Genomic DNA, 14,227 nt, shown 5'->3' with positions numbered 1-14,227 from the left:
TAAGAGTTTCTGAAATGGCAAAAGAATTTAAATAGGCAATGTAATGCGAACGCTTAAACCGCCTTCGTTTCGATTACTAGCGGTAATACTACCATAATGTAAGTGAATAGCTTTCTCAGCAATAGCTAAACCTAAGCCATAACCCCCCGTTTTTTTTTCTCGTGATGTATCAACACGATAAAAAGGACTAAATATTGTTTTTAATTGCTCATCGGGCACGCCTGGGCCTTGGTCTTCAATATCTATAAAAAGATTGGTTTTTTCCGGGTTAGTCGATAAAGAAATATAGACTTTTTTATCATTTGGAGAATAACGCATTGCGTTTCTAACAATATTTTCAATAGCTCGATGTATTAAACGCTCATCGATTAAAAGTTGATAATTTTCGGTAGCAATCAGTTCAATTTTAGCGGAATCTTCACCACATTCAAAATTAGCATCTTCGATAATGTGGTTAACTAAATCTAAAATATTAACTTTTGTTATGTTAAGTTCTTCTGCTGAGCGATCTAATCTTGCAAATTGTAAGATTTCACTAATTAAGTTATTTAAACGCAAACACTCCATATCCATTCGGCAAAATTCTATATCAGCAATGGGAGATGCTTTTTTACGACCTAGTTCAATAGCAATTTGTAAGCGGGCAAGCGGTGAACGTAATTCATGAGAAATATCTTGTAATAAACGCTCTTTCGAGTTAACTAAACCTTCTAGCTGTTCTGCCATTCTATCAAACTCGCTACTTAATTGAGCAATTTCATCTCGATAATGCCCCTTAAACTGGCCAACACGCGTACTTAGCTTACCGGTTGCTATAGATTTTGCTGCAAGACCTAATGAACGTAAAGGTTGAGTTAAATAAACAGAAAGTAAATAGCAAATAAGTCCACTGATGAAAATAGCGATAGTTAAACGAATAGTTAATCCTGCCCAAGGAATAATAACAAAATGTGAAAGTGGTTTTTCACTAACTGCGGCTAACCGATAGGCTTTGCCTGAAGTTGATAAAATTTCATGACTAACAATTAAATTACCGAACTTAAGTAAACCTTCATCAAGTTCCTCATTAACTAAATCAGCAGCTACACTTTTAATTTGGATAGGCGGCGGGGAATTGCCTATTATTTCACCCGTGCTACATAATAAATATAATGTCATTTTTTTAGATTCACCAGTCTGAGCAAGCCATTTTCTAAGGGCTGCATGTTGCCCAGATTCAAAGGTTGCAACGGCAGCATTAGCATAGCTATCCATAAAGACTTGTTCACGAGCAGGTATAGAGGATTTTTGGGCAATTTCACTGGTTACCCAGGCTGTGGTGATAATGATGAGAATAGTTGCGAGCCAAAAAGAAAGGAAAATTTTCCAATACAAGCTACGCATTAAACATATATCCAAACCCCCGGACAGTTTTAACTAAGGGCTCACCAAGATCATTATCACCTAATTTATTACGTAAATTACTGATATGAACATCAATACTACGATCGTAAGCCGTATACTTTCGGCCTAGGGCATATTCTGTTAACTCTTCTTTTGAGAAGGCCTGTCCAGGTGATTTAATTAACATTTCCAAAATATTAAATTCTGCATTAGTTAATTCCATAGGCTGGCCATAATAAGTAACTATGCGCTTAGAGCAATCAACCACAATATTTTGATGTTCGATAATAGGGCGTTGAGCAGGAATCTTTTGTGTACGACGTAAAATGGCCCGCAGCCTTGCAACTAGCTCACGTGGATTACATGGCTTAGGTAAATAATCATCGGCACCAATTTCTAGGCCTACGATACGATCAATATCATCACCGCGAGCAGTAAGCATAAGAACTGGCGTTTCTAAGTGTTCGCGAATAGCTTTTAATACTTCAAAACCATTTAATCGAGGCAACATGACATCTAAGATAATCGCATCAAATGATTGATTTAAGGCTTTTTTGACAGCATTCTCACCATCATGGACACAAACAACATGAAAACCTTCTGGCTCAAGATATTGCTGTAATAAGTCAGTAAGTTCTATATCATCATCAACAATTAAAATGTTACTGTTCATTTAATATTTAACCTTAAACTCTAAGAAGATAATTCTTATCATTTTTGCTTTGAAAAGACAGGTAGGCTGTCTTGATAGAGTTCATCTGCTTTATCGATAGTATTAGCACGTTTATCAAAGCAACCTAATAGTTTTATTCGTCTTGCATCGGCATTTATAACTTTAAATTCAAATTGGTCAATAGTTGTGACTTCACCCCGTTTAGGGAGGTAACCAAAATTAGCCATAACAATACCACCAATTGTATCATATATTTCATCGCTAAAATGAGCATTTAATTGCTCATTAAATTCCTCAATAGGCATATGCGCTTTAATAATATAATGCGAATCTCCATGTTCCTTAATATAGGCTTCTTCATCAACGTCAAATTCGTCTTCTATGTCGCCAATTATTTGCTCAATAATATCTTCAATAGTGACAAAACCGCTAACAGTGCCGTATTCATCAACAACTAGTGCCATATGATTACGATTACTGCGAAAGTCACTTAATAATAGATCTAAGCGCTTACTTTCAGGTACAAAAGTAGCTTGGCGTACAATATCACTTAAGTCAAACTCACTAGCATTTTTAACATGAAATTTTAGTAAATCTTTGGCATGCAATATGCCAATAACATCATCAGAATTATCGCCTGTTACAGGAAATCGTGAATGACCTGAACTGGTAACGATATCAATTACTTTTTCAAAGTCATCATCTTGAGAAATGGTGGTCATTTGTTTTTTAGGTAACATGATATCACGTACTTTCATTTGTGAAAATTGAATGACACCCTCAATCATGCCTAATGTTTCGGCATTAATAAGTGAGCGAATTTGAGCATCACGTAGTAAACTAATTAATTCCTCTTGATTTTGTGGTTCTACTTGTAAGAATTGTTTCAAACGCATAAACCACGAATTAGACTCATCTTCTTTATTCACAAGTTGCATCCTCTTGTTGATAAGGATTAGCAAAGCCAAGTTTTGCTAATAATTTAATCTCCATTGTCTGCATTTGGTAAGCTTCTTGCTCTTTAATATGATCATAACCTAATAGATGCAGTACGCCATGAATAATAATGTGTGCCCAATGAGCCTTAAGCGTTATTTTTTGCTCCCGACTTTCTTGCTCTAAAACATCCGGACAAATTATAACATCCCCTAAGAGGGGATAATCTAATTTAATTTCACTAGGCAAATTAGTAGGAAAAGCAAGGACATTAGTTGGCTTATCTTTTTTTCGATAGAGTTTATTTAATTCGGTAATTTCTACTATTTCTACGAAACGTAATGTTAATTCAGCAATTTTATTATGCTCTGTTAAAGTAAGCTTAACCCAGCTTCTTATTGTGTCTTCAGTAATAGGTAGTGGACTTTTACAAGCTATTTGAATATCGAGGTAATCGGTAATATCGATACTAGGACAATAATCATCCATTTTTTTCCTCCACTTCTCTATCATAAGTTTCTACAATACGAGAAATTAAGGGATGTCTTACCACTTCACGGCTTGTAAACCTATGAATACTAATCTCATCAACATTCTTAAATAAATTAACTGCATGCGAAAGCCCAGATTGCGTTCCTTTAGGTAAGTCTACTTGGGTCATATCACCAGTTACAACGACTTTAGAGCCAAATCCCATTCGCGTTAAAAACATTTTCATTTGCATGGTAGTAGTATTTTGTGCTTCATCTAAAATAATAAACGCATCATTTAAAGTACGCCCACGCATAAATGCAAGGGGAAGAATTTCAATAACATCATTTTGAATTAACTTTTGTGCTTCTTTAAAACCTAACATTTCATAAATTGCATCATAAATAGGCCTAAGATAAGGAAGAACTTTTTCAACTAAGTCACCAGGTAAAAAGCCTAACTTTTCTCCTGCTTCCACCGCAGGCCTTACAAAAACTAAACGCTGTACTTCGCCTTTTTCAAAGCATTCTATAGCTTTAGAGACAGCTAAATAGGTTTTACCAGTACCAGCAGGCCCTACAGCAAATATTATATCATTTTTATCAATACTGGTTAAGTATTCGGCTTGTTTACTATTACGGGGTAGAATAATTTTTCGACTTAATTTAATAGATTGAGCAGAATTCATAGTTGTTTCATTTTCCTCAATAGTGAGTAGAGATTGCACCATATCTGGGCTAATAGGTTGTTCAGCAAGACGGTATAACTTGTTAATAATAGCTTTCGCTCGAAGTAGAGAAGTGGGAGAGGTGGTATATATAGTTAGCTTATTTTGCTGAATTCTTATAGTTAGCTGAAGAGATCGTTCTAACAGAATGATATTTTCATGTAAGACGCCACATAAATTAGCCAAACGCTGCACATTTAAGTGAGGTAGATAAACGTATTCGCTTTGCGGTGTACTACTCAAGTTATGTTTAATAATAATAGATCGTTTATACCTAAAGAATAGTTCAAAAACCTATACTTCTCAAGTGTTTAATAATTATTCAAAAGAATCCCTTATCCTCTACCTATTAAATTTTATGTATTTTTTATGCGGTAATTAGCATTAATATAGTAAAAAATTATAAAATTTAATGATTAAAATTATAGTACTAGTTTTAATAATTATTCATTAATAGAATAAAAAATAATGTATAATTATTATTATTTACTAAATTAAATAATTTTCTTGATTTATAGGACTTAGAAGCAAAGTAAAAATGTTATATTTACCTAAATTTTATATAATTCAATTATATTTCCTAGCTCTAATGAAGTATCGTTTATGATTGATTTGCATTGTCACAGTCATTTTTCTGATGGATTGCTTTCACCTAAAGAATTAATAGAGAAAGCAACTGCAGCTAATCTACAAATATTGGCGTTAACCGATCACGATACTGTAGAGGGCGTTAATAACTTATTAAAAGAAAAAAAACCCAACTCGCTTAAGCTTATTAGTGGTATTGAATTTAGTACGCGCTGGAAAAAATATGACATACATATTATTGGACTAGGAATAGATACTACTAACCTTGCCTTACTGACTTTAATTGATAAGCAAAATGCTAGCCGAATTGAGCGAGCTAAAAAAATTGGCGAAAAATTAGCGGCTATTGGAATTTCTAATGCATATGAGAAAGCATGTCAGCTTGCAGGGCACAATAGGATTGGCAGGCCTCATTTTGCAAAATTATGTGTAGCGGAAGCAAAAACCAGTGATATTCAATTAGCGTTTAAGCAATTCTTACGTCGCGGTAAACAAGCTTATGTTGAAACACCATGGATTACTATTAGTGAAGCAATAGCAGGTATTAATCAAGCTGGCGGACAGGCTGTTTTGGCGCATCCGGTAAAATATCAGCTAACGCAAACGAAATTAAACGAATTAATTAAAGAGTTTAAGCAAGCTGGTGGAGAAGGGTTAGAAATAGTATCTGGCAATGTAACGAAGGAGCAAATAGATCTCGTTGCTCTACTTTGTAAGCGCTTTGAGCTATTAGCCTCAACTGGTTCAGATTACCATGGAGATAATTTATCAAGTATTTCCCTTGGACGGCAAGCAAAACTACCGGTAAACTGTATGCCTATTTGGCACAATTGGAACATCTGACAGGGGACTATATGAGTCAGTTTTTTGCAATTCATCCCGATAATCCGCAAGCACGTTTGTTAAGGCAGGCGGCAAAGATTATTGAAGATGGCGGATTAATTGCTTATCCAACCGATTCAGGCTATGCCTTAGGTTGTAGTTTAGGAAATAAGCCTGCATTAGAGCGAATACGGTTGTTAAGACATTTAGATAAAAATCATAATATGACTTTAGTTTGTCGCGACCTATCGCAACTAGGTACTTACGCCCGCGTATCAAATTCTATCTTTCGCCTTCTAAAAGCATTTACTCCTGGATCTTATACCTTTATTTTAAAGGCGACTCATGAAGTTCCCCGATTAATGTTACATCCTAAGCGGCGAACATTAGGGCTACGTATACCCGATAATAATATTACCTTAGCTCTCTTAGAATATTTTCATGCTCCTTTAATGAGTACGACGCTTATACTTCCTGGCGCAGAGGCTCCGTTAAGTCAGCCTGAGGCTATTCAAGATCTATTAGGAAATAAGATTGATTTAATTATTGATGGCGGAAATTGTGGTTACGAGCCGACAACAGTAATCGATTTAACTGAGGATTATCCGGTAATTTTAAGGGAAGGAAAAGGAGACCCTGAGCCTTTTAAATAAAATTTAAATATTAATAGTGGAATTTTTTTTGAGGTTTTATGTCTGCCTTATTTAATTTAAATAAACGAGTAGTGTCTGGCATGCGAGCTAGTGGCCGCCTACACCTTGGCCATTATCATGGGGTATTAAAAAACTGGCTTACCCTACAACATCAGTATGACTGTTACTTCTTTGCTGCAGATTGGCACGGTCTAACAACTCAATATGATGAACCTGGCTTTATTGAGTCTATTTTGTGGGATATGATAATCGATTGGTTAGCTTGTGGCATTAATCCTAGCTTATGTAAGTTATTTATTCAGTCTTGGGTGCCAGAACATGCTGAACTACATTTACTTTTATCGATGATAACTCCTTTAGGCTGGCTAGAACGTGTTCCCTCTTTTAAAGATCAACAAGAAAAATTACGTGACAAAGATTTGGCAACCTATGGTTTTTTAGGCTATCCCTTACTACAAAGTGCCGATGTTTTACTCTATAAAGCGTCTTATGTACCTGTCGGTGAGGATCAAGTATCTCATATTGAACTGATTCGAGAAGTCGCTCGTCGCTTTAATTATCTATACGGTCGAGAGCCTAATTTTGAAGCGTTAGCTCAAGAAGCCATTGCTAAAATGGGAAAAAAAAATAGTAAATTGTATACTCAATTACGCAGGCAATTTCAACAAGATGGTGAGCTTGATGCATTAAATACAGCACAGGCGCTTTTAGCTAATCAGCATAATTTATCGCTTGGCGATAAAGAACGTCTCTTAGGTTACTTAGACGGTTCTGGTAAAATTATTTTACCAGAGCCACAGTCATTACTTACAGAAATACCTAAAATGCCCGGTATAGATGGGCAGAAAATGTCAAAATCCTATAATAATACGATTAGTTTACGAGAGGAGCCAGATTCAGTAGAGCGTAAAATTTTAACTATGCCAACTGATCCAGCTCGAGTCAAACGCACTGATCCAGGTGATCCAGAAAAATGTCCTGTTTGGCAATTTCATAAAATTTATTCTGCAAATGATGTGCAAGCTTGGGTGCAAAAAGGTTGTAAGACAGCAGGTATTGGTTGTATTGATTGTAAAAGACCAGTTATTGAGTCTATTAATCAAGAATTACAAGCTATTCAAACATCTATTCGTGATTTTGAGGAAGACAGAGGCTCGGTTAAGCAAATCATTGCCGAAGGTAGCGAGGCGGCACGTGATGAAGCTAATAAGACCTTAAAGGATGTGCGTGAAGTCATGGGACTTAATTATTAATGTCCTTAGTTAACGAACAAGCAAATGTTACTATTGCAACAATAAGTGGTAAACCATTTACCCAAATGCCAGCTGATCTTTTTATTCCGCCAGATGCTTTAGAAATTTTACTTGATTCATTTACAGGGCCATTTGATTTGCTGTTGTATTTAATACGACGGCAAAATATTGATATTATGGATATTCCTATTGTGTTGATAACGAAACAATATATGCAGTATATTCAGTTGGTAGAAGACCATCGACTTGAATTGGCTGCTGAGTATCTAGTCATGGCAGCGATGCTTGCCGAAATTAAGTCCAAGCTTTTATTACCAAAAAACCCTCATTTAGATGAAGAGTTAGAGGAAGACCCAAGGCTTGCTCTAGTACGACAATTACAACGTTACGAACAATTTAAACAAGCAGCTGAGGCTATTGATAACTTACCGCGTTGTGAGCGAGATATCTTTCGCTTTAGCATAAATTCACAAGCCTTACCACGCATAATTTACCAGCCTGATGTTACATTAGTTAGCTTAACACAGGCTATGTTAAACTTAATTAAACATCAGGAACATACCAGCAGTCATCAGATTATTAAAGAGACTCTATCGGTTAAAGAGCGAATGCTAACTGTTTTAGAGCGGATAGAGCAGAATAAATTTATCAATTTTTCAGAACTTATTGTGAGTGCAGAAGGCCGTATGGGTATTGTTGTAAATTTATTGGCCATTTTAGAGCTAGCACGGCTTGCGCTTATAAGTATTATTCAAATTGACACGTTTGCTTCTATTCGTTTAGAAGCAAAATAACATCTTTAAAATGTCGCTATTTTTCATGTACACTGTGCTTGCAAAATATTCTTTACTAGCAGCTTGGAAAAATGTGCATGACTAATAATGAGTTAAAATGCATTATTGAAGCCTTATTAATGAGCTCAGAGAGTCCTTTAACTATTGAGCAGATGATGGGTATTTTTGAACCATGGCAGAAGCCTAGTCGAGATTTGCTTAAGCAAATTTTATGTGAGCTTATTACAGATTATAACGAACGTGCTATTGAATTGGTGGAATTAGCAGGTGGATATTGTATTCAAACGCGAGCTCAATATGGCCTTTGGATAAGTCGTCTTCAGGCGGACAAGCCCGTTAAATATTCAAAAGCGTTACTAGAAACCTTAGCCATTATTGCTTATCAACAGCCGGTAACCCGAGCAGATATTGAGGCAGTTCGTGGTGTTGGAGTAAGTACTTCAATTTTAAAAACATTACTTGAAAGAGAGTGGATAAAAATAGCGGGTTTTCGTGATGTTCCAGGAAAGCCTGCAGTGTATGTTACGACAAAGCAATTTTTAAATTATTTTAACTTAACAACGATTGAACAATTACCGCCTTTAAAAGACAATATAGCGTTATCTACTAGAGAAGATACACTAGCCCTTGCAGAAGAGTATATTAAGACATGAGTGCTGAACGATTACAAAAAATATTAAGTCAAGCGGGATTAGGCTCGCGGCGGGAGATGGAACGATGGATTGAACAAGGCTTAGTTCGCGTAAATGGCCAATTAGCTAAACTAGGTGATAGCGCCACTAACAATGATAAAATTACTGTTAAAGGTAAGTTAATTAACAATCCCTTAAAAAAAGAGTTAAAAACGAGAGTACTAATCTATCATAAGCCAGTTGGTGAAATTTCAAGTCGCCATGATCCTAAGCATACACGTACCGTATTTGATAAATTACCTAGACTGCGGCAAGGTCGATGGGTACAGGTTGGCCGCCTAGATATTAATACCTCAGGATTATTACTTTTTACTAATAACGGTGAATTAGCTAATCAATTAATGCATCCAAAGTTTGGTTTAGAGCGTGAGTATGCAGTGCGTGTACGTGGACAAGTAAGCCCGGAGATAATTGCTAATTTGTTAAAAGGCGTGAAGCTTGATGATGGGTTAGCTCAATTTAAGCACATCGAATTTCGAGGTGGCGAAGGTAGTAATACTTGGTACCATGTTGTTTTAACTGAAGGAAAAAATCGAGAAGTAAGACGACTATGGACGTCTCAAGGGGTTGAAGTTAGTCGATTAATCCGTATTCGCTATGGTAATATTACTATGCCTCGTTTTTTAGCACGCGGTAATTATTATGAGCTATCAAAAGAAGAAATAAATTCTTTACTATCCTCTATCTTGAGCTAGGTTCTGTTAAACTTAAGGTAGGTTGGGCCTTAGTTCATAGCTGTTAGATAAGGGTTCAAGTGATTAGAGCAAAGCGGGCAAAGTTGCGTTTGAGTCCTTTTTAGAATCGCCGAAACCATCTTTGCGGCTCGATGTTGGACATCCATGTCTAACAACGTTCCAAAAAGAATTCAAACGCAACTCTGCTTTGAGCATGTAAAGGTTTAAGAAGCTAAGTGCAACTACAAAAATTGCTTAGCGTGAAAGCTATGGGTCAAAGCCCAACCTAAAGTTACTATTTAGTAATTAGTTTTGTTTTATATTGAATTAGAGTTTGTATAATGAGAAATAAGCGCCAGTTAGCTCTTGACCCCCAAATCGCCCAAATTGAAAAATTTAGTCATGATGGCCGTGGTATTGCACGCATTAATGGAAAAATTACCTTTATTGAAGGCGCATTACCCGGCGAGACAGTAAGCTTTCAATACACTAAAATAAAAAAAGATTTTGATGAAGGTAAAACAGTTACTGTGCTAACAGCCTCTAGTATGCGTGCTGAGCCACGTTGTCCTCATTATCAAATATGCGGCGGATGTTCTTTACAACATTTAAATGAGCAAATGCAAATTCAAGAGAAAGAGACGCTTCTGCTGGATTTACTGCAACGGATTGCTCATATTCAACCAACTATAGTTTTACAGCCTCTAGCTAGTTTAAGTTGGAATTATCGTAATAAAGCGCGCTTAAGTGTCCGATACGTAGAAAAGAAAAAAACAAGTCTAGTTGGCTTTAGAGAAAGAAGTAACCCACGCTATATTGCCGAGATTAATCAATGTCCCATTTTAAATACTAAAGTAGATAAACATATACATACCTTAAAACAATTAATTAATTCGCTAGATAATCCTCATAGTATTGCCCAAATTGAAGTGGCTGCTGGTGATGCTCAAGTAGCATTAATTCTACGCAACCTTGAGCCTTTATCTGAGGCTGATGGTGATAAACTAAGGCTTTTTGGAGAAGAAAATGAATTTGTTATCTTCTTACAACCTGGGAATGCACAAACAGTTACCCGGTTTTACCCACTAGCTGATAGTGATTTTTTAACTTACACATTATCAAGCGAGAAATTAACTTTTAAATTTCACCCAACTGATTTTACCCAAGTTAATGCGAGTCTAAATCAATTAATGATTAATCAAGCTATCCAATTAATGGATTTAAAATCAGATGATATTGTCTTAGATTTATTTTGTGGTTTGGGAAATTTTTCCCTACCACTTGCAAAGCGTTGTGCACAAGTTATTGGTATTGAAGGTAGTGATGCTATGGTTTTAAGGGCGAGACTGAATGCTGACAGTAATGGCATTACTAATACCATTTTTTATTCTGCTAACCTGGATAAGCCAGATGGCCTTAGCCAATTTCCTATTAATCAAGTGAATAAAGTTTTAATAGACCCACCTCGTTCTGGCGCCTTAGAAGTTATTAAACAATTAGCACATTTAAACCTCGATAGAATTGTTTATGTATCGTGTAATCCTGCTACCTTAGCCCGTGATAGTGATGTACTAGTAAATCAACTGGGTTATCATTTAAAAGCTGCAGGGGTTATGGATATGTTTCCTCATACGGCACATGTTGAATCTATTGCTTTATTTGAAAAGGGGTGAAATATGGTTAAAGTTAAAGAAAGTACACCCTGGATTACGGAAGATGGCCATATTGATGTTGAACAATGGTTGTCGCAATTAGGTTCAAAAGGTTATTTTCAAGATTTAGATCGCATAAGAAATGCCTGTAGCTTGACCCAGTTAGCTTGTGGTGATCATGCTACTGACGCAGGTTTCTCCTGCTTACAACAAGGCCTATTAATGGCTGATATTTTGGCTGATTTAGAGGTCGATCAAGAGACCTTAATTGCAGCTATTATTTTTGTTAGTGTTCATTATGCAGATTTATCGTTAGATGATGTAGAAGAACAATGTGGTGCTTCTATTGCTAAGCTTGTTATAGGCATTGAAAAAATGAATGCTATTAACAACTTAAAGCCTTTAAGTACTTATCAGCAGCATAATAAACATCAACTCGATAATATACGTAAAATGCTATTGGCCATGGTCGATGATGCGCGAGTTGTGTTAATTAAGCTAGCTGAACGTTTGTGTCTTTTACGCGCGTCTGCACAATTACCAGAGGCTTTACGCAAGCAAATAGCAACCGAAGCAATGGATATTTATGCGCCACTTGCCAATCGGTTAGGTATTGGGGCTATAAAATGGGAAATGGAGGATTTAGCTTTTCGCTATTTACATCCTGATGATTATAAATTTATTGCTAAAGGTTTAAAAGCAAAGCGCTTAGAACGTGATCGATATGTAGACTTAATCGTTGCGGAGCTTAATGAAAAAATTAAAGCTTCAGGTGCTAAGCATTTCGCTGTTTACGGCCGCTCTAAACATATTCATAGTATCTATCGTAAGATGACTAGGAAAAATGTTTCTTTAGAAGAAATCTATGATGCGACTGCGGTTAGGATACTCCTTGAGACGGTTGATCAATGTTATGATGTTTTAGGTATGGTTCATTCCTTATGGAAACAAATTCCCGCAGAATTTGATGACTATATTACAAATCCTAAGGCCAATGGCTATCAATCATTGCATACAGCAGTAGAAGGCCCTGAAGGGCGCGTATTTGAAGTACAGATTCGAACTTTTCAAATGCATGATTTAGCCGAGATGGGTGTTGCTGCGCATTGGAAATATAAAGAAGGTGGAGTAAGCCGTAAAGAAAGCCATGAACGAAAAATTGAATGGCTACGCGATGTATTAGCTTGGCATAAGGAAATGGCTACAACAAGTGGCGTTCCAGAGGCCATGGAAAGAGAATTTTTGGAAGAGCGTGTTTATGTGTTTACTCCAGATGGCGATGTATTAGATTTACCTAAAGGAGTAACACCACTTGATTTTGCCTATCATGTTCATAGCCAAATTGGCCATCGATGTCGAGGTGCGAAAGTCAATGGTACGATTGTTCCATTAACTTATGCTTTAAAGACAGGTGACAGAATTGAAATTCTTACAGGAAAGGAAGAGCGCCCATCTCGAGATTGGATTAATCCGCACCTTAATTACTTAAAAACATCTAGAGCTAAGGCTAAAGTATTACACTGGTTTAAAATGCAAGATTATGATAAGAATCGTGCTGAGGGCCAAGAAATATTAGATAAAGAATTAAAAAATTTAGGTATTAAGGCGGAGCGTTTACATGAGGTAGCTATCTCATTTAACTTTAAGCGTTTAGACGACTTACTTGCAGCTTTAGGGCGAGGCGATATTAAGTTAGGACAAATCCTTCATCGCTTATCACCTGCAGAGGAGATGGGTACTGAACAGCAAGTGGTAGTTAAAACAAAGCCTCTTCCCATTCCAGATTCGCGAGGCAGTGATTTACAAATTGAGGGTGTAGGTAATCTACTTACCAGTATGGCTCGTTGTTGCCAGCCTCTACCAGGTGATGAGGTTATTGGATATATTACCATTGGTCGTGGTGTTTCTATTCATCGGCAGGATTGCCCAAATATTATTCATGCAGGTGAAAGACAACGACAGCGTTTTATTCAAGTTAATTGGGGAAATACAACCCGGGATCATTATGTCGTTGATGTTATAATAAAAGCCTTTAATCGTCCGGATTTATTGCGTGATATCACGTCTTTACTTGCTAATGAACGTGCACATGTTTATTCCTTACAAACCCACAGTAATAAGCAAGATAACACAGCTTTTATTACCTTAAGTGTCGAAATAGATGGATTAAATAACTTATCGCGGCTTTTAAATAAGTTAGAACAGATTCCTAACGTACTTGAAGCACGTCGACAAGTATAAGCTTTACAAATAACAACTTAATAAGACTAACCTTCCTAGTTAAAACAGTTGTAATAGCACAGGTTAGATGTATTAAATCTTAATTTATTGTTGGATATGAGTTCATTTTGGATGAAAAAAACCTTAAAAATTGAGTGTAGTGATCTACACGAATATTTTAAAGTATTTTTTGCATTTAAAAATGTGTCAAGTACAGTCTTATGGTAGGTAGAGCAATCTATTACAAACATTTTTTATCTAAACCATGAAGGAATGCTTTTCGCAAATTTTGATTATGTTAAAATGATTCCTAAAGCTACTTCACGTTGTTCGCTTAGTAAAATGTTATAAGTGCGACAGGCTGCACCAATTGACATTGATTCAAGGCTAATGCGTTGGTTTGATAAATTTTGTAACAATGAAATAGGAGCAAATTTACCTAATAGAGTATGTCCAATAATAATTATATTTGGTTTATGCAATAGTAAAGGTGCTATGTTTTCATCATTTAAGTGTTGAATAGTAGGTAAATTCCAATTATCTATGACGCCATATTTACTTACTACAACATTATTTTGGTAAATAATGGAGTCAATTTTGATTTCTGTTTCGCTGTAACCTTGAATTGCGTATTGGTCACTATTTTCTAAACTAATATGCATATTTATTTCAGTATTAAAAAGTACTAT

14 protein-coding genes are annotated in these 14,227 nt (G+C 36.0%); 8 read left to right on the top strand and 6 right to left on the bottom strand.

The genetic code is table 11. The features are described 5' to 3' along the window. Nucleotides 1-27: 27 nt before the first annotated feature. The 5 genes from cpxA to ACNVED_RS07945 are packed head-to-tail and all read right to left on the bottom strand — an operon-like array spanning nt 28 to nt 4,433. Nucleotides 28-1,383, bottom strand: a complete 1,356-nt coding sequence (cpxA, locus tag ACNVED_RS07965; RefSeq protein WP_419418492.1) for a two-component system sensor histidine kinase CpxA — start codon at nt 1,381-1,383, stop codon at nt 28-30. Next, the gene (cpxR, locus tag ACNVED_RS07960; protein WP_419418491.1) at nt 1,376-2,056 is read right to left on the bottom strand and encodes a two-component system response regulator CpxR; all 681 of its coding nucleotides are present in this window, start codon (nt 2,054-2,056) and stop codon (nt 1,376-1,378) included. The genes cpxA and cpxR overlap by 8 nt, the downstream gene beginning before the upstream one ends. Before the next feature lie 38 nt (nt 2,057-2,094). Next, nucleotides 2,095-2,994 (bottom strand): HlyC/CorC family transporter, encoded by a 900-nt coding sequence (locus tag ACNVED_RS07955; RefSeq protein ID WP_419418490.1) that lies wholly within the window; start codon nt 2,992-2,994, stop codon nt 2,095-2,097. Next, entirely contained in the window at nt 2,978-3,454 is a 477-nt protein-coding gene (ybeY, locus tag ACNVED_RS07950; protein WP_419421160.1) for an rRNA maturation RNase YbeY, read from the bottom strand. Before ybeY ends, ACNVED_RS07955 begins: the two co-directional genes overlap by 17 nt. 19 nt (nt 3,455-3,473) lie before the next feature. Beyond that, nucleotides 3,474-4,433 (bottom strand): PhoH family protein, encoded by a 960-nt coding sequence (locus tag ACNVED_RS07945; protein WP_419418489.1) that lies wholly within the window; start codon nt 4,431-4,433, stop codon nt 3,474-3,476. A 360-nt stretch (nt 4,434-4,793) separates the two neighbouring features. On the opposite strand from ACNVED_RS07945, the gene ACNVED_RS07940 reads away from it, so the two are divergent. The 8 genes from ACNVED_RS07940 to relA all read left to right on the top strand — a co-directional run bounded on the left by ACNVED_RS07940 (nt 4,794) and on the right by relA (nt 13,559). Then, nucleotides 4,794-5,621, top strand: coding sequence for a PHP domain-containing protein (locus ACNVED_RS07940; RefSeq protein WP_419418488.1), 828 nt, complete (start codon nt 4,794-4,796; stop codon nt 5,619-5,621). Nucleotides 5,622-5,632: 11 nt separating this feature from the next. Beyond that, nucleotides 5,633-6,253, top strand: coding sequence for an L-threonylcarbamoyladenylate synthase (locus ACNVED_RS07935; RefSeq protein WP_419418487.1), 621 nt, complete (start codon nt 5,633-5,635; stop codon nt 6,251-6,253). A 38-nt stretch (nt 6,254-6,291) separates the two neighbouring features. Continuing rightward, entirely contained in the window at nt 6,292-7,506 is a 1,215-nt protein-coding gene (locus ACNVED_RS07930; RefSeq protein ID WP_419418486.1) for a tryptophan--tRNA ligase, read from the top strand. Then, complete coding sequence (locus ACNVED_RS07925) at nt 7,506-8,300, top strand: segregation and condensation protein A (RefSeq protein ID WP_419418485.1); 795 nt, start codon at nt 7,506-7,508, stop codon at nt 8,298-8,300. Before ACNVED_RS07930 ends, ACNVED_RS07925 begins: the two co-directional genes overlap by 1 nt. A 77-nt stretch (nt 8,301-8,377) precedes the next feature. Continuing rightward, nucleotides 8,378-8,953, top strand: a complete 576-nt coding sequence (scpB, locus tag ACNVED_RS07920; protein ID WP_419418484.1) for an SMC-Scp complex subunit ScpB — start codon at nt 8,378-8,380, stop codon at nt 8,951-8,953. After that, a complete protein-coding gene (gene rluB, locus ACNVED_RS07915) occupies nt 8,950-9,687 on the top strand; it encodes a 23S rRNA pseudouridine(2605) synthase RluB (RefSeq protein WP_419418483.1) in 738 nt (245 codons plus the stop codon). Before scpB ends, rluB begins: the two co-directional genes overlap by 4 nt. A 317-nt stretch (nt 9,688-10,004) precedes the next feature. Further along, nucleotides 10,005-11,339, top strand: a complete 1,335-nt coding sequence (gene rlmD / locus ACNVED_RS07910; RefSeq protein ID WP_419421159.1) for a 23S rRNA (uracil(1939)-C(5))-methyltransferase RlmD — start codon at nt 10,005-10,007, stop codon at nt 11,337-11,339. 3 nt (nt 11,340-11,342) lie between these two features. Beyond that, nucleotides 11,343-13,559, top strand: a complete 2,217-nt coding sequence (gene relA, locus ACNVED_RS07905) for a GTP diphosphokinase (protein ID WP_419418482.1) — start codon at nt 11,343-11,345, stop codon at nt 13,557-13,559. Between the two features lie 272 nt (nt 13,560-13,831). On the opposite strand, the gene ACNVED_RS07900 is transcribed toward relA, so the two are convergent. Next, entirely contained in the window at nt 13,832-14,200 is a 369-nt protein-coding gene (locus ACNVED_RS07900) for an Mth938-like domain-containing protein (protein WP_419418481.1), read from the bottom strand. Nucleotides 14,201-14,227 lie beyond the last annotated feature (27 nt).

Origin of the sequence: Legionella sp. D16C41 (assembly GCF_048541585.1) — a bacterium.
Taxonomy (GTDB): domain Bacteria; phylum Pseudomonadota; class Gammaproteobacteria; order Legionellales; family Legionellaceae; genus Legionella_C.
The sequence above is the reverse complement of the archived record's forward strand: the minus strand, read 5'-3'. Positions and strand labels throughout refer to the sequence as shown.

Excerpts from the sequence above, each read along its gene's own strand:
- cpxA (WP_419418492.1), bottom strand. The coding sequence starts at position 1,383 with ATGCGTAGCTTGTATTGGAAAATTTTCCTTTCTTTTTGGCTCGCAACT.
- cpxR (WP_419418491.1), bottom strand. The coding sequence starts at position 2,056 with ATGAACAGTAACATTTTAATTGTTGATGATGATATAGAACTTACTGAC.
- ACNVED_RS07955 (WP_419418490.1), bottom strand. The coding sequence starts at position 2,994 with ATGCAACTTGTGAATAAAGAAGATGAGTCTAATTCGTGGTTTATGCGT.
- ACNVED_RS07940 (WP_419418488.1), top strand. The coding sequence starts at position 4,794 with ATGATTGATTTGCATTGTCACAGTCATTTTTCTGATGGATTGCTTTCA.
- ACNVED_RS07935 (WP_419418487.1), top strand. The coding sequence starts at position 5,633 with ATGAGTCAGTTTTTTGCAATTCATCCCGATAATCCGCAAGCACGTTTG.
- ACNVED_RS07930 (WP_419418486.1), top strand. The coding sequence starts at position 6,292 with ATGTCTGCCTTATTTAATTTAAATAAACGAGTAGTGTCTGGCATGCGA.
- ACNVED_RS07925 (WP_419418485.1), top strand. The coding sequence starts at position 7,506 with ATGTCCTTAGTTAACGAACAAGCAAATGTTACTATTGCAACAATAAGT.
- scpB (WP_419418484.1), top strand. The coding sequence starts at position 8,378 with ATGACTAATAATGAGTTAAAATGCATTATTGAAGCCTTATTAATGAGC.
- rluB (WP_419418483.1), top strand. The coding sequence starts at position 8,950 with ATGAGTGCTGAACGATTACAAAAAATATTAAGTCAAGCGGGATTAGGC.
- relA (WP_419418482.1), top strand. The coding sequence starts at position 11,343 with ATGGTTAAAGTTAAAGAAAGTACACCCTGGATTACGGAAGATGGCCAT.
- ACNVED_RS07900 (WP_419418481.1), bottom strand. The coding sequence starts at position 14,200 with ATGCATATTAGTTTAGAAAATAGTGACCAATACGCAATTCAAGGTTAC.